Origin of the sequence: Candidatus Tumulicola sp. (genome assembly GCA_036490475.1) — a bacterium.
Taxonomy (GTDB): Bacteria; Vulcanimicrobiota; Vulcanimicrobiia; order Vulcanimicrobiales; family Vulcanimicrobiaceae; genus Tumulicola.
In genome coordinates, this window is record DASXDT010000002.1 from 144,284 (window position 1) to 168,404 (window position 24,121).

A 24,121-nucleotide genomic window follows, 5' to 3' on the forward strand; every position below is an offset into this window, starting at 1 on the left:
ACATCGGCCGAAACCGTTCCAAATGGCAGCCTCCTATGGCTTTCTAGTTTGATGCTTTCGAACGAAGCGGCGGCGCTGGGCGGGCGAGCTTCTGCCCTCCTCGCAGAGAATGTGACGAAGTTGCGAACCGTTACCTGCACGGACTCGGTCGAGCAGTGCCTCATAGACTGGGCCGTTGTCCTGGGAACGCTCGCTAAAGACGTGTTAGATTCCACTCTACTTTTGTTAAACGCAGGGCAGCTCCGTGGCGCGAACATGCTCAGCCGAGCTTTAGTAGATTACGACGTACGGTTGCGCTTCTACGTCGTCCAGTGCAAACACGTTCGAGCGAAGCTAAAGAAAAGACCCCATATCGACCCCTCAGAGCGCGTCGAGGCGGTCCTTGATTGGAATAACCATAACTACAAAATGGGCTCGGTCCTCAGCCTCTACGACCCGTCCGTCTGGCCCCAAGAAACGCGTGATGCTCTAGACAGACTTATGGAGACAGAGGAAACCGAGAGAACGCTCGACCTGACAAGAATGATTTGTTTTCTTGAGGAACACGAGGCTAAAGTGCTTGGCCTAATCCTGCATTACATCGACGAGTCCAAACAACGGAAGCGAAGCGTGAAACCGAATTGGAGATTGCAGAGCGGCTTTCTGCATGGCGACCAAATGATAGTCAGCGACGTCATTGAATTCGATGAAGACGGCCAGAAGACGGGTCGCTTAATTGAGACGCCTCCTGTTCGCCCTAACACCATTTTGTTCACCGCAATAATTCATGTCCAGCAGTTGCTATCGACCTTCGAGCTACTTCATGGGAATGCGTCGGGTGCAGCAGCATTAGATGACCAATGTGGCCGCGTTTGGCGCAGTGAACGTAAGCGGTTAAGTGCGGACTAACCTGTAGTCGGGTACGATATTTTCGGCTTAGGCTCCGAAGTATATGCCTCACTTGCCTCTCGGACGAATGAATAAAAACTTGGTAATTTATATATTGTTACGGCTTCTCTGCTCGCGTCCGAAAACGCTTCTGCAAATTCCCAGACGGTAACGACCTGTATAGCGTAAAAGTCCAAAAAGAGCCGGCCGTCAATCAAACCCTCTGCTGCGAGGCCAGCAGTACTGGAAAAGAAATTCGCCGCCATCACAAATTTGTCCCGAAGAGCTAGGTATTCTCTCATTTCTTCTGGTGCATCGACAGCAGTTATTTCTGTTCGCATATACTCCCATCGACACGCTAACTCGTGCATCCGCCTACGGGTTGGCCAGTTCTTGAGCGTGGTATCTAGGTCACCGACCGCCATGGCTACGTTCACAGGTTGGCTAAATGATACCGGCTGCATATCTTGGGTAGTTTTGTTCATGTACTGCAGCGTGTTTTTAGCACGCGCATTTTCGTTAAACCTGCGTAGCTGAGTCCATGCAACCCAAGCTGCGATAAACGCGCCAGCGGCGGTTAGCCATTCAGCAAGCGAACCCCATGCTACGGCATGATTGCCCAGAAGGTAGGCCATCGTTACCCCGCAAGCAATACCTGCGACCAACGCTAGCAAAACCGTCTGAGCAACGTCCGAACGCAGTACCTTCAACCCAACGACGGCCAAGCTCTTCATTCGTTTATAATTCGTCCTAAAGTTTCACGAAACGTTTGGTTCGAATGCGTTGCGGAGATGCTTATGCGTTTCGCTCAAGCCAACCTAATCCAACCATGAGCGCGACGGCGTTTGCCTCACCTTCTGTCCCGTAAGTCTTTCGTTCTTTCTCTTGATGACGTTGAACGAGAGAGTCTAAGCCCCGATTGTCCCAGACCTCGACCTCTGCTATCCAGTCTCCCGACGTTAAGTCGTCGTTCCGAAGCTGGCGTGAATCCGCGTGCAAGTCCCAGCCCTTTTTCAGAAACGGTTCCAGACGCTCTACGAACTTTTGTTTGGCGTCGTCCATCGTGTTGAGTCCCTTCCTCTCAAGAATCTATCCAGTCCAGTAAAACGGGCTCAGTCCTTATGGTTATCCTTGTTAAGGAAGGCTGTCAGAAGCGTGACGACCGCTCCTTGCTGGTTTTGCGATGAACTAGATGCGTCTTGAACCACCTCAAATATTGCAAGAATTCCTTGGTACGCCAAAAAAGTGTACACGGTAGCCGTCCACGAAATGACGGTCGTTGTCGGCCAGAAGAACACGATGGGATACGTAGTGAGGGGCAGCACGCCCACCCACGCGTGAAGCCTTTGATTGCGAAAAATACCTCGCCATTGGTCATCCCGGTAGCCAGCAAGATTAGGATGCTTAGCGGTTTCTCTCGCTTTATTGCGAGCAAAATTACGGTTTCGAAACCTAACAATAGTTAACAGCGCGAGTCCCACATACAAGATAAAGAACGAAAGTGTAATGTAGCGAAGCACGACGGGCGTTACGAACAACGCAAAGAGCGCCGCCATGAAAGCGGTGGATGCGAAGCCAAGGGTTGCGGCCCGCCATAGAGTCCAGGGTTTTAACTGATAGAGTATTAACCCGCTTGCCCAGATTAGTGCGGAAACACTGGCGATAGCAATCAGCGCCGTGTCATTCTGATTCGAACGGGGCTCGTCCCCGCGATTATAGGATGCCCAAGCACTCCCGACTGGCATTCTAACGAAAACCCCAAACAACTTGCCAGTCACTCGTCCTCGTTCGTCGACTTCTTCTCCGGCGGCGCTATTTGGAGCGCTTTTAGCATCATGACCCTCTGTGACTTGGGAGTTGGCGGTTTCAGCCTGGCGGCCGGTTTCGATTCGTCCGTCTTTGAGTTCTGTTCCTGTTCCCGCTTTTGTGGCGAATCGTTGGCTTGTTCCGATGGCTTCGGGTCCCGAGATTCGGGCATTGATTTTCTCCCAAGGGATGGCATTCGATGCAAACTTTGCTACGATGAGTATAAAAATTACCGTCAGAATGGCGATTAAGCCTTTGTTCATATGAGAAGCCTTCGCATCAATCTTACCGGCATTTTCTCGTATACAGTCAGCTAACGCAAGAGCGGCTGATGCGAACGTTGTTTGAGGATATGCAGCGAATTTTTCAGCAAGTTCATCGGCACTAGGCGCGTCGTCTAGCCATATCGCCTTTATCGCGTTGTACAATTGATACAGTGGCCAGAAAAAAATTAGAAGTACGACCGCGTCGACCGGGCTGCTCACATGTTCGAAAGAGAAACCCAAGACGGCAATCGTGCCCGCGAATAAGGCTACAGCCTTAGTTTCTATGCGGTCAGTTCTGTCTCGTTCATCTTGCAGTTTTTGGCGAAGGAGTGAATATTGCTGCTTGTAGTCTGCAGCTGCATTGGCAGCCGTAGGCTCACCGGTTATGCGGTCTTGATATGGGAAGTGCTCCATTAATGCCTAACGGTCATCCGCGCCTTCGTCTCCTCCGCTGTTAGACTCTCGCAGACGAACGCGCATACTTTGAGGAGTCGGAGGGTCCAACTTCTCTGGATGACTTAGCGAACGTCTCATTTGGGACGTCGGCGTGGGCGGAGCCAGCCGGGGAGCATCTGATGCTGCCTGTGGCCGGTCTCCGTGGTCTATCGGGGCGGCTTCGTTTTTTTTATCGGGCATTCAGCAGAGTATAGCAGATTTGCGCTCGATTGAGCTTTCACCGCCGCACGCCGAGTGGGCCGACGACGACCTTATGCCGACTTCAACAGCTACCAAAAGTAAGCGTCCGGCCCCTCTCGTGCATCACAAATGCATCAGACTCGTCCGAAAAGGGCCGTTTTAGCCAGAATCGGTCAGGAACCAAGAGCCAAGAAAACCCTTATAGTATCGGACTTTTTAGTAGCCAGGCGGAACAGCCAGGACCGTTAGGAGGGACTTCGAATCCCGCTGGGGCTACCATTTCCACACGCAAAACTCTTATTTTATGGGCGTTGTACGCTTGCACGTATTCTAGCCAAGACAGCCAACTGTGCAGCCAAATGTACCTTGGTTGCATCTGAGAGTCTAGCAATGCCGTAAGCGCACAGAGGCGCAACATTCGGGGACCACTTTGACATCAGTGTTCGTTCTAACATTGGATCGGGGGCGCAATGCGTACGGCGAGATCGGACGGCAGTCATCGCTCGACGGAATACCGAGATGCGTCACTTCTTCTTCGATTCGTTGCGAACCGGCCGACAGCCATCAAGGCGGTCAGACGACCGAAAGGGCCTATTACGCTATAGCCCGTTACGCTCTTCGCGCCACTGTATGCCATTGCGGCCGGCGGCCGCAACATCGATGGCATAACACCGAGGTCTTAGATGTTCTGCAAATCGTGCTCAAACGGGAACTGCAAGCGCGTGCCAATTCACAACGACGCCGGCCTGACCGCGATCCACTCACCCCTCCTCACTCGGCAGTGTCCGAGATGACCAAGGGGTAAGCGTAGGAGCGTCGCCGGCGCTGACAGTGTACGAGCGACTCCCTCGAGATGCTGATCCATATCTGGGGGGCGCCACGTTTTTGGGCCCAGATCGCGCAGAGCCAGGAAGCGTCACTGCACTGGTGCCGATCGGCTTGGCGGCCCACGTGTCTCGTCTTTGAGCGTCTAGCCATAACCATCAAGCAACTATTAATTAAGGTGGTGGGCCATCCAGTAGTTCCAACAGGTTGGACATATCATCGAATGTTTCTTGGGCGCCCGCCGCGATTAATGAACTGGTCGACCTGCGGTTCTGAGCGAAGCCGAAAACAGTCATTCCAGCGGCAACTGCTGCTGTAACGCCAACCGGGGAATCTTCAACAACGGCGCATCTAGAAGGCGTTGCGCGATGTCTCTCTGCCGCGAGGAGATAGACATCCGGGAACGGCTTGCCACGCGAAACCTCGGTCGCACTAACTAGCCTTCCTTCGAACAAGTCCCAGAGACCCGTGATACCGAGCGTAGTCTTCATTTTGGTATGATCACCGCTGGAAGCGACGCAATAAGGAGTCCGTAAGGAGACGATTAGTTTTTTGATACCGTTAACTGGCAGCAGTTTCTCTTGGAGGGCCTTCAACGTACGAGAATTATATCGTTCCAAAAAGTCCGCCGGGATTGGTCTCCCCAAAAGTCGCGTAACATCAGAGAGGCACGCATCCATTGAACGTCCCATAAATCTTGCATACATTTCTTGGAGCGTGACCTTCAGCCCGAGTTCGTTGAGAAGTTCGGCAAACACGGCATTGGTAATCGGTTCACTGTCAACGAGCACGCCATCGCAGTCAAAGATTATAAGGTCGTACGCGGACATAACTCGGATAGTAAACCGATAAGCCGGAGAACGCAATGTGTAGTCCAGTACACCGTTGTCTTGGCCGTCCACGCCCGCCTCGCCGGCCGATCGGCGAAGCAAGCCGCGCTAACCGAGCCGTCCGGATCGCCTTGCCGCTGCGCGGCTTGGCGGGTAGGTGTCTCGTCTTTGAGCGCGTGGCTCCTATCCCGGAGACATCACGCTGGGATAGATACAGTATTGCGCATGAAGCAAAATTCGCATCAAAAACGCCGGACCGAAGAATGCCGTAGGCGGAATGCGCGACTCCGCAATACCCTAAGCCGTCTCGCTCCGTCGTGCCATACAGAGCGCCCTTGACGTCGATCAGACCTGCGACGGGCATGGTTCCGTCGTTTCGATCGGCCCAGCCACGAGCGATCGAGGCCGGGGCTTTGCTGGGAAGGCCTATCGGCGGCTATGTTACGATGCGGGCGCGCACGCGATGCCCGCTAAACAAACACGGCCCCGCCATTCGCGAAGCCGCATTTTGATTAGTAGGTGTCTCCCGGCGTATTATCCGAGTGTGTCAGGAAGTACCGGGCGTCTTCACTTGACTGAATAGGCACGAACGGGATCGGCTGCTGTGTAAAATCGAACATATCGTCGAATCCATCGGCCCGTTGGTCCGCGTACTTATGTCGCGAGCCGATGAATGGTAAGCCAAACGTTTCTTCGATAAACCGCGCCGTGCTTGCGATCTCGTGTTGCTGGTGTGAAACGTATCCCGCCTTTGCGTACGGCGATACGACGATAACTGGGACGCGATAGCCGAGACCTTCATACGCCCTGGTCTCGGGATCCTCGTATTGTTTCGGACGAACCGGATCGAACCAACCGCCCCACTCATCCCACATGATAATGATCGCGGTGCTGTTCCAATACTGGCTCTCACCGACGGCGTTGACGATCGATGCAACCCAAGACGGACCTAAGTTACCCGGCACCTCCCCCGGGTGATCGGACTTATGCCCGCTGGGTGTGACCCACGACACATTGGCTAAATTACCGCTTGCAATATCCTTGAGCACCACCGTGTCGGGCGAAATGATGTTCGCTCGATCGGGCCCAGTCCAGATCGGGTTATTGGCTTCGAATGGATCCAGGTTGCTCCCCGAGTCTGCCTTCTGCGCGTAGTATCGCCATGTAACGCCGGCGGCGTCGAGATTGCCGGCGATCGTTGCATACGTGAAGCACGGAAACGGTCCGGGAATCTCGTAACCGGTCAACTTTGAAAAAACGGGCGGCGTCGCTTGGCCGTAAGCAAGCAAATTGACGGTTGTCGACTTGTCGTGAGCGTTGCAGCCCCACTGCGCCCCCCCGGGCACCTCGGTTGCGTGGCCGGATTGACCGGCGACCATGTACTGATGGGAAGGAAACGTCGGGCCGTTATTGGAGGCAAACGTTCTGTCGCCAAGCGCGTATTCTTCGGCCATTGTCCAGTACGGTTGAATGTCGGAGCGCTGCACATACGAGAATGCCATCTGTTTGAACTTTTCGTTCTTCGAGATCACCCAGCATTGCGGTTCGTTGTATGCGTTGACCTTGGTGCATACCGAACCAGAGTCTTTGTTGTAGACGATGTAGCCATCGAAACCGTCGCTCTTACCCTGATCGTAGTCTTCGAGAAACTCGGCGTGTGAATGGGTCATTTCATACGGCCAGGTAAGCGGTGTCTCTTGAAGCTTATACCGCTTACCGTGGCCCATGCCACTTCCGGCCGTTTCCGCGCCCGGAAAACCGTAGAATAAATTATTGAAGCTGCGGTTCTCCTGCATGATGATGATGACGTGTTGAATCGGCGTGGAACCGCCTAAATGGTTGCCGAAGCGTCCGACGGAGTAACCAGGCGCGTTTGGCGTCGAGGAAAGCGGCGAACTACAGCCCGCAGCAAGTGCGCCAGCGACAACGAGGATCGCGACGACAAATTTTCGGTCCATGAGACGCACCTCTAAAACGAACGGAAGAGAAAAATTTAACGAAGCCTGGCAAGGCCAGCGAGTTTGCCTTACCGTTCGTAGTTCACTACCATCCGCGGCGACGTGAGGCCTGTTCATGCGGGATTCTAGGCCTGTCTTGACCCAACGCTCAAGCGTGAACCTGGAAGAGCTTCCGATCGCGACGACGCCGACCAGGGATCTTCAGCTCAGTCGGCAGTGCGAATCGAACGATGATGGCTCAGCAGAGCTGGAGTCACGCTAGCCTGACCGCTATATACCTATACACCTATAGCGTAGCGCTACAGCGCTACACACGTAGCCTCCGACGGCCCGCAGGCGGCTTGCTTCACGCCGGCCCGACCCCGATCCAGCTCACCCTCTCCTCACTCTGCAGTTTCCGAGATGATCAAGGGGTGGGGGTAAGCGCTACGAGCGTTCATCGACAAGGCGTGCTAGTGGCGCGTTGCCGGGCTTGTGCTGCAGTTTCTGCGCGCGAGCCGACCAAATGCCGATCGATTTTTCAAGCGCTACGAAGCATTTCTAACTCGCTTTTCCGGCAATTTGCAACGTACCGCGCGCGCGAGTAGCCCGAGCTACTCCTCAACATGACTCCTAGAATACCAATGTCCCAATCGCACCGGAAAGGTCACCAGGCTGTGAGCTAGGCCGCGTCCTCCGTAACAGGGTATTCCAGCCAGCGGCGGCTGGGATAGGCCCTGAAACGGGAGCCAGGGGTTCCTGTGGATCTCCGCCCAACCGCGCATGCATCAAACTTCCGACAAGGGAAAGAATTGTGAACGATGGCGATTCTCGACGAGCGCGAAATCGAACTGAAGAAGATTGCGGCGCAACTGACGGCCTCGATGCTGGACAACCACAACGGCGACTGGGACGAAACGGCCACGGCCAATGCGTTCAAGACGATCTACGAAGCGGTGAAGTCGGCATGAACGCGTTCGAATCTTCGAACCTGAGGCCTCGGTGAAGTGAAGTCGTCTATCTCGCTGCGTGTCTTCGTGACGTCTGTTGCCGCTGCGCTCGTTTGTGTCTCGTGCGTCGCATCTCGCTCGGTCGGATCTGGCCAATCGCTGGGACCGCACTATCGCCGGATCCCGCAATCTGTCGCGATGGATCTTCGTGAGCACGACGGCGTCCTGGCCCTTCATGCGTACAGCTTCGGCGCGGCCTACACGATCGATCAGAGGAAGCTCTCGTTCACGGCGCGACCTTACGACGATGCGCAGGCGGCCGAGGTGCCGCTCGACGTGACGCTCGGTCCGCCGATCTACGTTTCTCCCGTCGGCGCCGGATCGGCGCCCGAACAGCGGCTTAAGGAATACGCGATGACCGCGACGTTTCATCGGCCTCCGGGACCGCCGGGCATGTACGATGTCGTCCTCCACGCCGCACCGGACTTTGCTAAGACGGAGAGTGGAACGGACCTTCCGTTCGGCGACGTTAGCCGGCCGAAAGAGACGTGGCACATCGCGATGTGGTGGCCGGACACTCGTAACGGCGATTCGAGTCTCCGCGAAGCGCAGAGTCGCTTTGCCGGGCGCGACGTTTATGGATACGGCGGTATCCTGATCGGCTGTCCGAACTGGTTCGACACCTATCCAGCGGATACGCCGATCCGAGTCCGGGAGATCGTGCGCGATGTCGCCCAGATCGAAGAACTCTGGACGGGATCCACCGTCAGTGACGGCGACGACATGGCGCCGCATTTCTTCGCCGTCGAGCCGCTGCGGCTTCTCGTCGAAAAGCCGGCCGCGAAACCGCTCTCTAGCGGCGGGTCGTCAGGCCAATCGGTCGAGCGCTGTCCGGCGCTCGTCCGCGCAGACTGGCAGCTCGGCGTCACGATCTCGACAGTTGCGCCGCCGCGTCTCACTCCGCTTGCCGGTCTATATCCGCAGTTCCGAGTCGGCATGACGAAGGACGAAGTCGCCTGGCGATTCGGTTATCCGCGCAGCTTCGCGAACCTCGCGACGATCCGAAGCGCTGCCACCTGGAACTACAATGGCAGTCCCTTCAACACGTTCTCCGTGACGTTCCGGAGCGATCGCGTGTCGTCGTTCACGCCGGCGCGCGAAATGCCATAGAGCGAAGCGAAAGCATCGACGTGGACTTCGGAAGGACAACCGACAAAAAGACGGCGTGAGCTGCAATGGGTTCTGTCGCCGCGTTGCGCGCTTGCGCGAATCCTGAACGCGCAACCTCCTTGAGGTTCGGAGTTTGGTTGTTGCAGTTGTCGCGTGAATCTTTCGAGAACGCACGCTGGCATCATGACATTAGCGGCGGCATTTTCGCTCCTGCGCTACGGTCCGCAGGCGTTATTAGAGCTCATTCACGCACAAGTCCACGAATTCACGCTGCCAAAGCGTCATCTTGCGGCATTGGGTGCGCGCAGTTATCTGAATAAACGTGTCTCGTTGCGCAGCCCGGAGAATATTTCGATCGGAAGTGACGCAAGTATCGGTCCGGATAGTCGGCTGTGGGCGTCGCCCGGTGCAAAGTTATGTATAGGGGACAAAGCGCTTTTCGGCCCCAACGTTTTAATTCTCACCTCCAACCATGGTGTATCCGAGCGCGACGTCGCGATGATCGACCAACCGTGGATTGAGCGCGAGGTACATATCGGAGCGGACGTTTGGATCGGCGCGAACGCCGTCGTTCTGCCGGGCGTCACGATCGGCGACCATAGCATCATTGCAGCCGGCGCTATCGTCACCAAAGATGTTGCGCCGTATTCGGTGGTCGGCGGAGTTCCGGCGAGAGTGATCATGTCGCGCTAGGTGCTCGGGCACGCAAACCTCGCGACGGGTCGTCGTTGGATCGTTTTGTAGATCTTTCCCGCCCGCTTTGTGCGCGGCTGACTGTGACGGAACGCCCGGCTTCGAAGCGGCTCAGGGCCGAATGTCCCACACGGTTGAGACCGAGGATAGATTCCTCTGCGCCCTGGCTAGTATAGACTAACCGCGTGCCAGATTGTCTTAGCTGCCTGCCGCGACCATGGCGCTTACCGGCGCGGTTTATTCCCGCATTCCCTAAGCCGATGTCACTCAGTTGGGGGCTAACCCTATACAAATGACGAGCCTCGATTATAATCCGCACCACTTTGACGACGAGACTCCCGCGATCGCCGACGAAGGTCAGATTTCAACCAGCATCCCGATGTCGTCGACGACCTCGGCCCTCGACATTGGCGATGATGGCGTTATCCGTGTCTCCATACAGAGGCGGCTATCGTATGCGGTAGTGAGCGCGCGCTCTCCGGTCTTTTCGCCGCAATCGCGGCTCCTGCAAAACGTGCTTGATGGCCGGCCGGTGTTTTTCGTGATCGACGCTGCCGTCGATGCAAGATATGGGATCGAATTACGATCGTACGCCGCAACGTATCTTGAGTGTGCCGGCAATATTGCGATCAGCCCCCGTGAAGGCCATAAAACGCTAGCGACCGTCGAACAAATCTGCAGCGCTGCCGGTGAGGCCGGTCTTCCACGGGATGGAGTGATCTTCGGAGTAGGCGGCGGCGTAACGCTCGATCAAGCCGGACTCGCGGCGTCCCTTTATCGTCGCGGTATTCTCTTTGGTCGACTTCCCACGACGCTTGTTGGCATGGTGGACGTCGCCGTTGGAATCAAGCAAAGCGTCAATCACAATCGGCACAAGAATCTCCTTGGGGCATTCTATCCGGCGTTCACGAACATCATTGATGTTGGGTTTTTAACCTCGCTTGCGGCGCGGGACATCGCGAGCGGTATCGCGGAGATCGCCAAGATGGCGATCATCTGCGATCCACGCTTGTTTGAGTTGCTCGAACGTCATGGACTCTGGCTCGTCCGAAGCAAATTTCAATCTCGAGCGTTGGGCGAAGAAGTAATTCGTCGCGCGCAACTGACGATGATGGGCGAGTTGTGCGGCAACCTCTATGAGGAGGAGCGCGCCCGAAAGGTCGACCTCGGGCATACGTTCAGTCCGCTTCTTGAACGACGGAGCGACTTTTCACTTTCGCACGGCCAGGCCGTGGCCGTAGACGTCAGTTTTTCTGCGGCGATAGCATGCGAGCTCGGCTTCTGCGACTCAGTTCTCGTCACACGCATCGTGGAACTGTTTCAGTCCGTTGGGCTTCCCATTATTCACGATGCGCTCGATTTAGAACTCGCGCTTGATGCAATCGCAATGGCACGCAAGCACCGAGGAAATCTCAATCTCGTAGTACCACGCGATATTGGTTCCGTGATGTTTCTGCAAGACGTTGGGACGCCAATTCTGCGAGACGCACTGTTGCGCTTGAAAGCGCGCGTTTGAGCGCGCTCGCCGTCGATCTCGGGGGCACATTCTTACGGACGGCCGTACTCCGCGACGACGGCGCGTTCGAGTCAATTAGCCGACGTCGCCTGAGTACGGTATTTGACGGTCGTTCTGCTGCGAACGTCTGGGCGGAAGTTATCGACGGCGTGACCGAAGCCGCTCACAGCTCGCTTGGGCGCGGCGCCCGACATATCGCGATTTCGTTTCCGGGGCCCGTTAGCGGCGCGGCACCACTGAGTGCGCCGACATTAACTGGTTCCGAGCCGGTGCCTTTGGACTTCGCCACGCAAATCGAACAACGCACCGGCAAACGGGTGCGGATCGTCAATGACGTGGCCGCTGCTGCCGCGTATATCGCAGCTACTACGAACGATAGCGCGTTTTTTGTTGTTACGGTTAGTAGTGGCATCGGCAGTCGCGTGTACCATCGAAATGCTCGTCAAACGCAAGTCGCGTACGATGGTGAAATCGGCCATTTGGTTGTGGACACCGGCCCGAATGCGCCGATCTGCGACTGCGGTGGTCGAGGTCACCTCGGGGCCATTGCATCGGGACGCGGCTTTGAACGTCTGGCTCGCGCCGCGGCCGAACGGCAGGCGACGGAATTCGCCGCCTCGATGTGCGGTCGCGCGGGTATTGCGCCCGAGGCCCTAACCAACGAGCGTGACTTAGTACCGGCCCTCCGAGCCGGCGACCCATGGGCTACAGCTCTATTGCGAGACTCGATTAGCCCGCTTTCACGGCTAGCGTTTCAGATAGTTGTGGCCTCGGGGCTTGAAAGAATTTATGTAGTTGGCGGATTTGCGTCGGCCCTTGGATCGTGTTATGTCGAGGCTTTTAACGCGGCGCTCGAATCATACGTTGACTCAGGCGCACTAAGAATAAAGGTGCGTGAACTGACGCGTCTACTTCAACCTGGCGCTGAGGCGGCGCTTCGCGGTGCCGCGCTAGCTCGTGACTGAGCTCGCTCTCGTGATGGCGGGGGGCCGGTCGACGCGTATGCGCGCTACGGCGGGTCCTGCGCACAAAGCCATGATCGAGATCGGAGAGATCTCACTGATTGAGCGTAACGTGCGTCAATTGCTCGGCTTCGGATTCCGAAAGTTGGGCGTTGTGGTTTCCAGCGCGGAAAAGGAACTGCACGAGTTCGTCGTCGAGCGCATTGCGCCGATCGCAGCCGAGTCGTCGGCGCAGTTATCGGTGTTCGTTGAGGCTGCGCCGCTCGGCAATATCGGATTTGCAGGGACGATCAAAGACGTCGACGACGTTCTCGTAACCTACGTCGACAACCTTACTGGGATCGATGCTAAAGCGCTTCTTGCGCACCACCGTCAGATGGCCTACGACCTAACCATTGCGGCTCACGTCGAATCTGTGCCGTTGTCTTACGGGGTGCTCCAGATTAGCCACGGTTTAATCGTCGAATATAATGAGAAGCCCGTGACCGACTTCGTGATATCTAGCGGCACATGCGTTGTTGGTCGACGTGCGCGCGATCTGATGCCCCAGGGAGTACGCGTCGATGCGCGCGAGCTCTTTCGCGTGTGTTCGAACGCCGGGGTTCGCATCGGCGCGTATTTGCATACCGCATTGTGGGTCGATGTGAACGATGCCGGCGCCACGCAACGTGCGTCGGACTTGATGAAGCTGCATCCGGAGTTCATGCGACCGGAGGCCGACTCTTGAAGCGGCGAATTCGCATCCTCTCAGTCGTTAACGGTGTTGCGTACGGCGGTGACGAACACCGGATGCTGTCGTTTGCCACGCACATCGACCGACGGCGCTTCGACCATTGTATCGCAGTAATTAAGTCGCCTGATGCCCGCATCGATGCATTGTACGGGTCACTTCGTCAAGAATATGACTCGGCACGGATTCCGCTCATCGATCTGGGTGTTAAGCGCCTCGGGAATGGAGTGAGCCGCAATATTCTCCGCCACTTACCGCGGAGCGCTATCGGATTCGCGACGGCCATTCATCGGCTTACTCGGCTCGTGCGCGAGCGCGACGTCGATATAGTGGACGGTCATATAGGGACCGGCAATCAGGCTGCGGTGGCCGTGGGGAGATTGACCGGCCGACCGGCATCGATAACCACCTATCATGGCGAGTTTTTTTCGCCGCAGGCGTTGTGGCATCTCGTACAACAGAGCACGCTCCGAGGCGCCAACGTTATCATCACCGACTCGGAGCAGCGAGCCGAGGCAATGCGGACGTTCCTGCGCCGTCAGCGGCAGCCGATAACAATTATTCCGAACGGTATCCCAGCCGAGCCGCCTCGGCGACCTGCTCGCGACGTCGCGGCGGAACTGGGGATACCCAATGACCCCGGATGCGTGGTCATAGGTCAAATAGCCGGGATGATTCCAGTAAAGGGATGGGCTACGCTGGTGGAGGCTGCGACGCTCGTGCTCGCCCGCGAACCGAAGGCCTTCTTCGTGTGCGTTGGTTACAGTCGTTCCGATCCAACCTTTAGCACGGCTTTGCGCGAGAGCGCCGAACGTCGAGGCGTCGCAAACCGGATGCGAATTCTTTCATACCCCGGGCACAACGCGGACGTTTGGCAATTATTCGATATCCACGTCCACGCCTCACATTTCGATTCGCTTCCGAATGCAATAATCGAAGGAATGGCGTACGGGAAACCGGCGGTCGTCACCGACGTGGGTGACTGTGCCCGAACGGTCATCGACGGGGTCTCCGGTTTTGTGGTTCCGCCACGCAATGCCCGTGCACTGGCGGACGCATTGCTCCGGTTGCTGTCGGACCCCGCTCTTCGCGACCGCTTCGGCCGTGAAGCACGAAACCGGTACGTTGCTCGCCATCGCCCCGAGCTCATGACTGAGGCGCTGGAAGCGCTCTTCGAGCGAATGGCGCATAGGCGCATGGCACATACATGAAAATTTTTGTCACCGGGGCGGGTGGTTTTATCGGGCGCGCGACCGTACGCATCCTCGCGCGAAGCGGCCACGAAGTTACCGCGCACGTAGCCCCTACCGAGGGCGAAATGCCGGCGCCTTCCGAGGCCACGGCGTGCGTTCATTTCGCGATCGAGAATGCGGCCGAGTTCGCAAATCGAATGGCGGCATGCGAGGTCGTCGTCCATTTGGCTGGCCCGGCAGCTGTCGCCGCGTCGTTCGGGGATCCGGAGGAGTATATGAGATCGCATGCCGTTGGTACGTGTGCGGTGATCTCCGCGATGCGCAGAGCCGGCGTACGGCGGCTCGTATATGTTTCTTCGGCCGAGATATACGGCCGCCGCGACGAGCCTCGAGTTCGGGAGGACATGACGCCAAGTCCGCGGTCGCCGTATGCAGCAGCGAAGGTGGGCGCCGAGGCGATCGTCGCTGCTGCTGCGCGAGGCGGACTGCTGCGTGCGGTCGTGCTCCGACCGTTTTCGGTCTACGGTCCGGGGCAGCGACACGCCTCGCTTCTCGCACGAATTATTGATCAGGCGCAGTCAGGCACCGATATCCAACTCCGCGATCTTACTCCGACGCGCGATTATTGCTTCGTCGACGACGTTGCGAACGCGATACGGAGTGCTTGCCATCACGCGGCCAGCGAAATCGCGATTTTCAACGTCGGCACCGGAATTGGGACCAGCGTCGGACAACTGGCGGCGATCGCTACTGAAGTTATGGGTACCTCTGCTCCGGTTATCGAGCTTGGCGCCGATCGAGGGGCGAGCGAAATCTTCCGCCTAATCGCAGACCCATCGCATGCACGTCTTGAGCTTGGATGGCAGGCGAGCGTTGACGTACGTACTGGGATCGCTAGAACGCTCGAGGCAGGCGCATTGGCATGACACAGACGTTGCTCGTCACGGGTGCGCAAGGATTCGTAGGACGATGGTTCATCGCAGAGGCGTTGCGCCGATGGCCGACATATCGAATCGTCGGCATAGGGCGCTCGGCGCGGCGTCCAACGGCCTTTACGCATGAGATTACGCTCGGGACGCATCGCGTCACAGCACCTCTTCCATCGGCGCTGAGTGGCGATTCCGATCGCTTTACCTATTGCATCGCCGATATTCGGAAGATCGAAACGCTGATACCTATTCTGCGAGAAACCTGCCCCACATACGTTGTTCACCTCGCCTCCGCGCTCCGCGACGATCCGCCACATATGCTGTTCCCCATCAACGTTGAAGGAACGATCTCGCTCCTGACTGCGATTGGGCAGGCTGACGTGACCCCACAGGCGATTGTCATCGGATCGAGCGGTTCAGTTTACGGTTCTGCGGCATCATTGCCGATCGGTGAAACCGATTGCTGCGCCCCGAACGATCTGTACGCAATCAGTAAGTACTGCGCTGAAATGGCGGCGACGTTGTTCGCTAGACAAACTGGACTGCCGATCATCTTGGCCCGGCTATTCAACATTGTGGGGCCCGGTCTCGATGAACGGCACGCCTGCGCGCGTTTCGCATCGCAATTCGCCGCAATCTCTGCCGGATTGGCTGAGCGATGCATTGCGATTGGCGATCTTTCAAACACGCGCGATTTTATCGATGTTCGCGACGTCGCGATAGCGATCGCGATCCTTTTGGAGCGCGGCGTGTCCGGTAGTACTTACAACGTAGCGAGTGGAAGGGAAACTGCGATGCAAACCATCTTTAGGACGCTTGAGGAACAAGCAAACCTCGAGGGAGAGGTTAGGATCAAGCAAAGCTATAGACGTTTCAGCGATTGCCCGCGAGCATATGCCGACATCAGCCGGCTGCTCGCCCTGGACTTTTACCCACGATGGACCCTCACGGAATCCTTACGTTCGCTCTATGCCTATTACGTCGGTTCGATTGCCGAGGTCGCCGGTCAAACGGTAGCTACAACCCCGGCGACAAGCGCCGCCGCCGTCGACGGGTGCCCCACCCATGGGTGAGCCGAGAGGGTGTTAGCGAGTCGATGGACGTCTCGAGTTCCGACGACATTTGCTGCGACGGTCTCATATGTTATGAACGCTTGGAGCGTTTCGGCGATGGCTTTAGGAACGCGCGTTGGCGACGGTGTCGCGTAAAATTGTCCGTCGTGCATGCGATGGGGGATTTCCAAGACGGCGTTTGCGTCGATGTTTGGTAGGTAATGAGCGTTGCGGCTTGTGAGGAAGAACGTCGCGCTGGAGGCGCCCAAACGGTTGGCGTCAATCCATGGTGCGACAGCGTGCTGGTACCATGGCGCGTGCCGTAGAGCGAGCGCGCGACGCACTGCCTCGCGATTTCCAGCGGAATACGCCTGCAGAGCAGCTACAGCCATTGAGGCGACGGTACGCCCACGCGGAGGCGAAGCACGCTGTTCTTCAAGAACGTCGGCGCGCGTTTCGTGTAGGCGTACATACGGTAATGGCACGGCCGACAAGCGGCGAATAAGCGAGGCGGTCGGAAAAACGTTTTCGGTGCGCGTTGTCGCATAGACATCCAACATGTCACTGCCGTCCAGTGCCTGAAGGCGCGTGAACCAACCAAGGTGGTTCACGCCGACGTAATCATACCGAAGGTGCGGTTCGTTTACGGCTTCGGAGATCTGCCGCAATACGACGGCCGGCAATTCGCAGAGCCCGGCGACTTTCAAGTTGGGGTACGTATCTTGCGCGCACCGCGCAAGTATTCCCAAAGGCGCCGTGAGGAGCCCGATCCTCGAAAGGGGACATCGGACTGCGATTTTTGCCAAGATCTCGCGCAATATGGGCCAGGTGCGCCAAGCGGCGGCGAGTCCTCCAGGACCAAGCCCTTCATCGCCCGGCACTCCAGCGGTTAACGGGAACGACTCATCATGGATTCGCGCCGCGAATCCGCCAACACGAATCTGGATGACTACGAGCGCAGCACCTTCCAGCGCAGCGTCGAGATCCGTCGTCGTCTCAATTGCGCCGCCAAGAGACGGCGCAAGCAGCACAGCAGCTCGCCGAACCGCCTGGAGACGATCGGTGTTGCGGCCGAACAAGACGAACCGTACGCCGGAATCAGCACCGAACCGCGAGTCGATGAGGAGATTGGGAGTACTCGGCGCACTGCCGCCAATGATGACCACTCTGGTCCGATCGCGAACGCCGTCGCTTCCCGTCATTTCTTACGAGTCAGGCGCAGCGAGGCAGCTTCCCTTTTTCGGCCCGGTGCGGGTACGCGCTGCTCGGCCGTAGCTCTGCATTCCAACGCTGTAGCGCTTCAACAGCGTGAATGTAGGTGTTAGCCGTTCTTGAAATTGTGGAATGCCCTAACGCCGTAGATATTTGTTGCGTTTTCTCCGACTATCAAACGCGACAACCGCGTTTCGTAATGAAGGTCGACAGGGAGTGGAAAGGTTTTTCATAATTTCTGCGCAACCGACTTAGAGTGCGTGGATGACGCCGTCCTAGCATCGCCTGGTTGTCTTGCCGGCATTGTATTTTCGACTTGGAGTTTAAAGATGCGCTCAACGCTCATGATAATCGTAGGCTGCGGCTCACTATTGGTTGGCTGTGGTAACCCTGGTCCAAATATGAGCACAGGAAGCGTTGCTGTTGCGCAACGATCAGCTATGGACGGTGCACAACGCAGCCAACCGATGTACAAATTACTCTACGCTTTTCCTAACCATACGGTCGGCTATCTGCCATACGGTTCGCTGATTGGGTTGCGCGGCTCCTTATACGGGACGACGTCAGACGGCGGATCGGAGTGCGGAAAGCTCGGTTGCGGAACGGTGTTTTCTTTATCACTCAAGCCGTCCGTCAAGGAGACGGTACTTCACTCTTTCGCAAACAGCCCAGACGGATGGACACCGTATTCGGGCGTCACGGCTCTGGGCGACACGATTTACGGGACTACCGTCAGAGGGGGGGACTACAATGGAGTCGTTTACAGCGTCGATCTGAAGTCCGGCCAAGAAACGGTACTACATCCGTTTCAAAGATCCCGTGATGGCCGTGGTCCGATCGGTGGCATGGCGGCAATCGGTAAGACCCTCTATGGAACGACGGGCGCAGGTTATGCCATACATGGAGCGGTGTTTTCTATAGACACCAGCGGTCATGAAGCTATAGTTTATCGTTTCAGAGGAAGACCGGACGGCGCAGTTCCGAACGGCGACCTCCTTGCAATCGGCAACGTGTTGTATGGAACAACCCGATTCGGCGGTTCTAACCCTGGAAAAATTTGCACGCAAAGCTCTAACAACATGGAGATCGGCTGCGGAACAGTCTTTTCGATTAGGCTGGGACCGTCAGGACCTCAGGAAAGAGTTTTATATAGGTTCCAAGCGGGCGCAAATGACGGAACAAACCCGCAGGGCGGACTGATCTCCGTGAACGGCCTCCTCTATGGAGTCACTCCGGGCGGGGGCGATAGCCGCTGCGGGAACGTGTTTTCTCTCAACCCCTCTACGGGACAAGAGATCGTGTTGTACAAATTTCAGGGTGGAAACGACGCTTGCGGTCCCGTTGGTAATCTTGCGCACTTTAACGGAGTGTTGTACGGCGCATCGCCGTTCGGTGGTCTTTATTTTTATGGCACCGTTTTTGCGTTGAAGCTCGACGGCTCTGGAGAGACTATCGTGCACAGCTTTTCGGCTGGCCGAAAGGACGGCGGTATCCCGGAGGCCGGCGTCGTGCTATCGAACGGGATTCTCTACGGCACAACCGGCTTCGGCGGCAATGGAACCTGCCTGAATGGCTGTGGCACGATCTACTCCGTCACCCCCTGAGTCTACCCCCAATTCGGCGCTGACGTTCCCGCGGTACTCGATGCGGCCGGACTATACCTCGAGATCGCCGGTACGCGGGTACATCACGAAACAGACGAAACGGTAGATATTACAAACATGAAACGCGCTTCGTTCCTTACGTCTGGACTTACGCTCGGGCTGGCGCCTGTATCTTCACTCGCACAAACCGCCAGTCCGGCGGCGAGTGCGAGCCCCGCTCCTCAGCCAAAACTGCGTCTTTATTCAGCCGATGACGTAAAGCGTGTGATCGCCGCGAACCGGAAGATCGTCTCGCCGTCGGGCGTGGAAGAACTGTTAGAGATCGACGTAAACGGCTGTGCGCAGTGGCTTTCAATCCGCGGACGAGACCGTCACAACCCAGTACTACTCTATCTCCACGGCGGTCCAGGCTCGCCGACGATGCTGGAAGCCTGGACGTTCCAAAGCCCGTGGGAAGACTACTTCACCGTCGTGCAGTGGGACCAACGGGGCGCGGGAAAAACGTATGCTTCGAACGACCCCGCGTCGATCTCTCCAACGATGACGGGGCAGCAGATGATTGCGGACACAGAGTACGTCGTTCGCTATTTGCTGGAGCGCCTCGGGAAAAAGAAACTGCTCGCGTTAGGGCATTCCTGGGGCTCGTATCTCGGCCTCGAGCTGGTCCGCCGCCACCCCGAGTTATTGCATGCGTATATTGGAACCGGTCAGATGATCAATTCGCAGCGCAGCGAGAAAGACGGGTACGATTTTGCGCTGCGCGAGTCAGCGCGCCACGACAACGGACCGGCGGTCGCGGCATTAGAGAAACTCGCTCCGTATCCGGGGCCAATCGGTAGCCTAACGGTGGATCGCATTAGTGCACAGCGTCAATGGGTAGTGTACTACGGCGGCCTCACGGGCGGCCGTTCGAGCTTCGACTACGACGCCGATGCATGGCGCTTCTCTCCGGAGTACACCGCCCGAGACATCGCGCTAACCGACGAAGGCGGCTTGTTTTCGCTCAACCATCTCGTTGGTGAGATCGAGCGGACGAATTTTGACACGCTCGTAGGCGTCGGCTGTCCCATCTTCATCTTTCAGGGGCGGCACGACTACGAGACATCTTACGCCGTCGCACGTCAATGGTTCGAGCAAGTACGCTCGCCAAGTAAGAAATTCGTCACTTTCGAAAATTCTTCGCACATGGCGCCGCTGGAACAGCCAGGTCAATATTTGCAATATTTAGTAGAGCTCGCACGGCCGCTGGCCGTGTCCGACGGAGATCGACCATTACACGGGTCGGCCGTGCTTTCGGCTGATTAGCTACAGCGGCGGGATACGCCAAGCGGTCATCGCATGTAGTTGCGAAACCGAGTCCCCCGGCGAGTTAGCGCTCAGAACGAAACGGTAGCGTTGAGCGCTTCTAAGGTGGTTGCCGTCAAGGGGTGGCTTGGCCCGAGTGCCTTCTCTCGAATTTGCAGCTCAAAGCCCGACGGCCCGTCCGCCCTAGGCGCACGCTCTACGGAAATACATTTGACGGTGGCAGCCCTGGGAAGCAGCGCGGCAGCGGTACGGTCTACGCGTTCCATCCGTCGAAGCTTTGTTGTATTGCGCTCTCGGCTTGCGCCGATTACCGCCAGCGGTCTCCGATCGCGGTGACGTACTGCTTCCAGACGTAACCCCAAGGAAGCACGAGCGGCACGACCACGACGCCGAGGGATATCCCTAAAAAGTTGTCCGCAAGGTCGGCATCGACGGAGTGTGCGAGGTACGCCGGCAGGTACGCTGCAAGTACCCAGATGAGCTTCCATAAGAACTCGAAGATCATCAGCGGCAACATGCGTACCGGATAACGAATGCCCAGCAGCGCGAGCAGAGTCAGCGCTCCGAAGAAGCTCATGCCGACGCCGTGCCAAAAATCCCAGGGATGCGTATGGTGCAGGATTGCTGGCCAGGTCTTCAACCCTTGCGCGATGCCTATTAATGCGTAGGCCGCTCGCAGTAGATAAAGCCGGTACAGCGGCAGCTCCAGCCGTGCAACGATCATATGAACGTTTTCGAGCCGCGGCGCGCGGTTCCGGCTATTCCTCTTCGTTTAAATATTAGGCCCCGACGTGTCAAAACCGGATTGGAGCTTCAACGTCCGTCTTATTAACTAGGACCGTGTTGAACTGCGACGAAAGCGGCATCGACGGAGGACGTTGCTATGAAAATTCGCCCGGAGTTACCACTGCGCTCATTTGCTGTTTGCGCAACTCTGGCTATGCTCGCGGGCTGCGGGGGATCACAAACGAATTCCATCGTGCCGAATGCGGGGCTTGCGCGACCTAGCAGCGAGTCATCGCCGAACGCGGCGGCGGCAAGAACGCAGGACCTCCTGTATGTCTCGCATCACGACGATGGCAGCGTCGACATCTACTCGTATCCGGACGGCATCTATCGCGGGCAGCTCAAGGGCGTACGGGCCTCCGGCTTATGCTCGGACAACGACGGCAACGTCTTCATCCCCGCCGGAACTTCCGTACTCGAATATGCACACGGCGAATCGCGGCCGATCGCGGTCTTGCGTGGCTCTCTGGGAGGCGCCGTCCAATCCTGCGCGGTCGACCCGACGACTGGGAACCTTGCCGTTTCCGGCGGCGACAACTCCAGGTCGGGTGTTGCAGTATATTCCCACGCGCAAGGCATTCCGAAAGTCTACAGCCTTCGCAGCCCTAACGGCGCCTATCTCTCCAGCGCGTACGACGATCAGGGCGATCTCTTCGTGGAGAGCGCTGCACGCGACGCAGTGAATGTCGTCGCTCTTCCCAAGGACGCCGAGCGCTTCACAAGCGTCGCGTGGACCGGAACGCAGCCGGCGGGTCTGGGCTCAGTTCAATGGGACGGCAAACATCTTGCATTTGTAGGCTCCGTCATGGGCTCGACGACGGTGTTCCGTTATAGCGTCCAGGAAGCTCGCGCTACGTTTGCCGACAAAGCTCTTCTTAAAGGACCAGACAGCGCCATCCAGTCTTGGATTCAAGGTGGCAGTATTGTGGTGCCAGGTTCGGCCGGCGTGAAAATCTACGATTACCCGGGCGGCGGCGTTCCGTCAGCGATCATCAAGGATGAGCGCGGCCTAGAAGCTGCCACGGTCAGCGTCGCTTTAAAAGCTGGTATCGACGTAACCACGTACCACTACGACAATCTTCGTACCGGTTGGGACAACGCCGAATCTCACTTGAAGTACAAAAACGTTGGCGGCGGATCGTTCGGCCTGCTGCAAAGCGTGGCGCTCGACGATCAAGTCGATGCGCAACCGTTAGTCGTTCGTAACCAAAAGGCGGCCAACGGCAAGTCTAAAGGTAAGCACGATACCGTATATGTAGCGACCGAAAGCAATACAGTCTACGCCATCGACGCAACGACCGGAGCAGTTCTGTATTCTACGAACTTAGGAACTCCGGTGCAAACGCCACTGGGTTGCAACAACAACGGACCAAACGTTGGAATCGACTCAACGCCGGTTATCGACCTTGCCGCCAACGCGATGTACGTCATAGCTTATACGAAGGTGGGATCCGCGCCGACCTATACGATTCACGAACTCGACTTATCGAACCTCACCGACATCGTGCCCCCCGTCGTAATTGCCGCCACCCACAAACTGAGCGACGGTAGCACGTACTCTTTCAACGCGACGTACGAACGGCAGCGACCCGCGCTGCTCGAATCCAACGGCAACATCTATGCCGGCTTCGGCAGTTTCTGTGACTTTGGCGCAAGTATTTCGCGCGGTTGGCTCCTCGGTTGGCAGGCTGGATCGCTCACGCCGCTCGCAGCGAATCGACTGAACGACTCCCTAGCTGGCCCCAACTTTCTACTATCGGCGATTTGGATGTCGGGATACGGCATGGCCGCGGATCCGACGGGAAACATCTACTTCGTAACCGGCAATTCGCAATCTGGGACATATGATGGCGCGAACGACGTTCAGGAGAGCGTCGTCAAAGTGAGCTCCGATCTGACGCAACTACTGAGCATTTTTACGCCGTCGGACGTCAATCGGCTCGACCAGGACGATACCGATTTTGGAGCCGGCGGTGTGCTTTTGTTGCCCACGCAAAACACATCGGCAACGCCGCTCGCCGCCGCAGCCGGTAAAGCGGGAACGATGTTTGTGATGAATCAGAACAGCTTGGGCGGATTCAGTACAAATTACAATAACGTTCTGGCACAGCAATCCGTCGGTGGATGCTGGTGCGGTTTCTCGTACTTCGGCGCGGGCAGCGACTCGCTGCCTCGCATCGTTGCAAGCGGCGGCAACGCCGTGACGGTCTGGAAAGTCAAAGGGTCGCAATCGGTAAAGCTGAGTGCTGCGGGAAGTTCGTCTGGCCTACCCAACGGGCAGGATCCCGGTTTCTTCACGGCCGTTTCTTCGAATGGAAGCCATTCGGGCGCGATCATCTGGGCCGTTACAAGGCCGACTCAAGTTCCCGGTTCCCTCGACCTCTTTGCGTTTAAGTCCGAACCTCAGGGCGGCCAGTTGCAAACACTCTACCAAGGAACCGCCGGGTATTGGGATTCCACGGGCGGTAACGCAAACATCGCCCCCGTCGTTGCCAACGGCAAAGTGTATGTCGCGAGCTACGAGCAGCTCGACATATTCGGAGTGGGCGGTAATAAAGGCACGCCGAAACGGCCACCAGGCCTCGGATCTCACAGAGCGATATCGGTACCGAACCAAATCACGGGAATGTTGCTTGAAGTCGGCGCTTCATTCTTGACGCTGCAATCGCGTACCGGTTCGTTCATCAAGGTCGACTACACGCCCGCGGTTCGACGCGAGCGAAGTGTCGATTTAGTTTCGGGACATCCGTTCACCGTCCGAGGGAAATTCGATGCTGCCGGCGTTCTGCATGCTATCGCAATCCTACGCGCAAAGCCCTCGGAGGCTACGTGGCCTTCGGACAAGCGTTAAT

Annotated in this window: 19 protein-coding genes; 12 read left to right on the forward strand and 7 right to left on the reverse strand. The window is 57.1% G+C overall.

The annotated features are described in order from the left end of the window. The first annotated feature begins 48 nt into the window (after positions 1–48). Positions 49–888, forward strand: a complete 840-nt coding sequence (locus tag VGF98_02215; protein HEY1680438.1) for a hypothetical protein — start codon at positions 49–51, stop codon at positions 886–888. Here VGF98_02215 and VGF98_02220 read toward each other — a convergent pair. From VGF98_02220 to VGF98_02235, 4 genes are all read right to left on the reverse strand, one after another. After that, on the reverse strand, positions 885–1,601 hold the full coding sequence (locus VGF98_02220; protein HEY1680439.1) for a hypothetical protein: 717 nt from the start codon (positions 1,599–1,601) through the stop codon (positions 885–887). The genes VGF98_02215 and VGF98_02220 overlap by 4 nt on opposite strands. Positions 1,602–1,979: 378 nt before the next feature. Further along, the gene (locus VGF98_02225) at positions 1,980–3,353 is read right to left on the reverse strand and encodes a hypothetical protein (GenBank protein ID HEY1680440.1); all 1,374 of its coding nucleotides are present in this window, start codon (positions 3,351–3,353) and stop codon (positions 1,980–1,982) included. A gap of 1,220 nt (positions 3,354–4,573) precedes the next feature. Then, positions 4,574–5,302 (reverse strand): HAD family phosphatase, encoded by a 729-nt coding sequence (locus VGF98_02230; GenBank protein HEY1680441.1) that lies wholly within the window; start codon positions 5,300–5,302, stop codon positions 4,574–4,576. 440 nt (positions 5,303–5,742) lie between these two features. Beyond that, entirely contained in the window at positions 5,743–7,188 is a 1,446-nt protein-coding gene (locus tag VGF98_02235) for an alkaline phosphatase family protein (GenBank protein HEY1680442.1), read from the reverse strand. Between the two features lie 800 nt (positions 7,189–7,988). On the opposite strand from VGF98_02235, the gene VGF98_02240 reads away from it, so the two are divergent. From VGF98_02240 to VGF98_02255, 4 genes are all read left to right on the forward strand, one after another. Next, positions 7,989–8,138: a hypothetical protein gene (locus VGF98_02240; GenBank protein HEY1680443.1), complete on the forward strand. Its 150-nt coding sequence runs from the start codon at positions 7,989–7,991 to the stop codon at positions 8,136–8,138. 36 nt (positions 8,139–8,174) lie between these two features. After that, positions 8,175–9,287 carry a hypothetical protein gene (locus VGF98_02245; protein HEY1680444.1) on the forward strand — a complete coding sequence of 371 codons (1,113 nt, stop codon included), beginning with the start codon at positions 8,175–8,177 and terminating at the stop codon, positions 9,285–9,287. Positions 9,288–9,785: 498 nt separating this feature from the next. Beyond that, on the forward strand, positions 9,786–9,980 hold the full coding sequence (locus VGF98_02250) for a DapH/DapD/GlmU-related protein (protein ID HEY1680445.1): 195 nt from the start codon (positions 9,786–9,788) through the stop codon (positions 9,978–9,980). A gap of 292 nt (positions 9,981–10,272) precedes the next feature. After that, on the forward strand, positions 10,273–11,496 hold the full coding sequence (locus VGF98_02255; protein ID HEY1680446.1) for a hypothetical protein: 1,224 nt from the start codon (positions 10,273–10,275) through the stop codon (positions 11,494–11,496). A 251-nt stretch (positions 11,497–11,747) separates the two neighbouring features. On the opposite strand, the gene VGF98_02260 is transcribed toward VGF98_02255, so the two are convergent. Further along, complete coding sequence (locus VGF98_02260) at positions 11,748–12,032, reverse strand: hypothetical protein (protein HEY1680447.1); 285 nt, start codon at positions 12,030–12,032, stop codon at positions 11,748–11,750. Positions 12,033–12,453: 421 nt separating this feature from the next. Between VGF98_02260 and VGF98_02265 the strand changes: the two genes are divergently transcribed. Genes VGF98_02265 through VGF98_02280 form a run of 4 tightly spaced genes read left to right on the forward strand, consistent with a single transcriptional unit; the run spans position 12,454 to position 16,383 of the window. After that, positions 12,454–13,185 carry an NTP transferase domain-containing protein gene (locus tag VGF98_02265; protein ID HEY1680448.1) on the forward strand — a complete coding sequence of 244 codons (732 nt, stop codon included), beginning with the start codon at positions 12,454–12,456 and terminating at the stop codon, positions 13,183–13,185. Further along, complete coding sequence (locus tag VGF98_02270) at positions 13,182–14,399, forward strand: glycosyltransferase family 4 protein (GenBank protein ID HEY1680449.1); 1,218 nt, start codon at positions 13,182–13,184, stop codon at positions 14,397–14,399. Before VGF98_02265 ends, VGF98_02270 begins: the two co-directional genes overlap by 4 nt. Next, positions 14,396–15,307 (forward strand): NAD(P)-dependent oxidoreductase, encoded by a 912-nt coding sequence (locus tag VGF98_02275; GenBank protein ID HEY1680450.1) that lies wholly within the window; start codon positions 14,396–14,398, stop codon positions 15,305–15,307. Before VGF98_02270 ends, VGF98_02275 begins: the two co-directional genes overlap by 4 nt. After that, positions 15,304–16,383: an NAD(P)-dependent oxidoreductase gene (locus VGF98_02280; protein HEY1680451.1), complete on the forward strand. Its 1,080-nt coding sequence runs from the start codon at positions 15,304–15,306 to the stop codon at positions 16,381–16,383. Before VGF98_02275 ends, VGF98_02280 begins: the two co-directional genes overlap by 4 nt. On the opposite strand, the gene VGF98_02285 is transcribed toward VGF98_02280, so the two are convergent. After that, positions 16,317–17,564, reverse strand: a complete 1,248-nt coding sequence (locus tag VGF98_02285; protein ID HEY1680452.1) for a hypothetical protein — start codon at positions 17,562–17,564, stop codon at positions 16,317–16,319. The two genes, VGF98_02280 and VGF98_02285, sit on opposite strands and share 67 nt — an antisense overlap. A gap of 450 nt (positions 17,565–18,014) precedes the next feature. Here VGF98_02285 and VGF98_02290 point away from each other — a divergent pair, with 450 nt between their 5' ends. Together VGF98_02290 and VGF98_02295 are read left to right on the forward strand one after the other, a co-directional pair. Then, on the forward strand, positions 18,015–19,178 hold the full coding sequence (locus VGF98_02290) for a choice-of-anchor tandem repeat GloVer-containing protein (protein HEY1680453.1): 1,164 nt from the start codon (positions 18,015–18,017) through the stop codon (positions 19,176–19,178). Positions 19,179–19,442: 264 nt separating this feature from the next. Continuing rightward, positions 19,443–20,483: an alpha/beta hydrolase gene (locus tag VGF98_02295; GenBank protein HEY1680454.1), complete on the forward strand. Its 1,041-nt coding sequence runs from the start codon at positions 19,443–19,445 to the stop codon at positions 20,481–20,483. 307 nt (positions 20,484–20,790) lie between these two features. Here VGF98_02295 and VGF98_02300 read toward each other — a convergent pair whose 3' ends face one another. Continuing rightward, positions 20,791–21,207 carry a hypothetical protein gene (locus VGF98_02300; GenBank protein ID HEY1680455.1) on the reverse strand — a complete coding sequence of 139 codons (417 nt, stop codon included), beginning with the start codon at positions 21,205–21,207 and terminating at the stop codon, positions 20,791–20,793. Positions 21,208–21,462: 255 nt separating this feature from the next. On the opposite strand from VGF98_02300, the gene VGF98_02305 reads away from it, so the two are divergent. Continuing rightward, entirely contained in the window at positions 21,463–24,120 is a 2,658-nt protein-coding gene (locus VGF98_02305) for a hypothetical protein (GenBank protein ID HEY1680456.1), read from the forward strand. The last annotated feature ends 1 nt before the right edge of the window (position 24,121 follow it).

What these genes read in the sequence shown, in the direction of transcription:
- VGF98_02220 (HEY1680439.1), bottom strand. Translation starts at nt 1,601, where the DNA reads ATGAAGAGCTTGGCCGTCGTTGGGTTGAAGGTACTGCGTTCGGACGTT.
- VGF98_02225 (HEY1680440.1), bottom strand. Translation starts at nt 3,353, where the DNA reads ATGGAGCACTTCCCATATCAAGACCGCATAACCGGTGAGCCTACGGCT.
- VGF98_02235 (HEY1680442.1), bottom strand. Translation starts at nt 7,188, where the DNA reads ATGGACCGAAAATTTGTCGTCGCGATCCTCGTTGTCGCTGGCGCACTT.
- VGF98_02240 (HEY1680443.1), top strand. Translation starts at nt 7,989, where the DNA reads ATGGCGATTCTCGACGAGCGCGAAATCGAACTGAAGAAGATTGCGGCG.
- VGF98_02250 (HEY1680445.1), top strand. Translation starts at nt 9,786, where the DNA reads ATGATCGACCAACCGTGGATTGAGCGCGAGGTACATATCGGAGCGGAC.
- VGF98_02255 (HEY1680446.1), top strand. Translation starts at nt 10,273, where the DNA reads ATGACGAGCCTCGATTATAATCCGCACCACTTTGACGACGAGACTCCC.
- VGF98_02275 (HEY1680450.1), top strand. Translation starts at nt 14,396, where the DNA reads ATGAAAATTTTTGTCACCGGGGCGGGTGGTTTTATCGGGCGCGCGACC.
- VGF98_02280 (HEY1680451.1), top strand. Translation starts at nt 15,304, where the DNA reads ATGACACAGACGTTGCTCGTCACGGGTGCGCAAGGATTCGTAGGACGA.
- VGF98_02285 (HEY1680452.1), bottom strand. Translation starts at nt 17,564, where the DNA reads ATGACGGGAAGCGACGGCGTTCGCGATCGGACCAGAGTGGTCATCATT.
- VGF98_02290 (HEY1680453.1), top strand. Translation starts at nt 18,015, where the DNA reads ATGGACGGTGCACAACGCAGCCAACCGATGTACAAATTACTCTACGCT.
- VGF98_02300 (HEY1680455.1), bottom strand. Translation starts at nt 21,207, where the DNA reads ATGATCGTTGCACGGCTGGAGCTGCCGCTGTACCGGCTTTATCTACTG.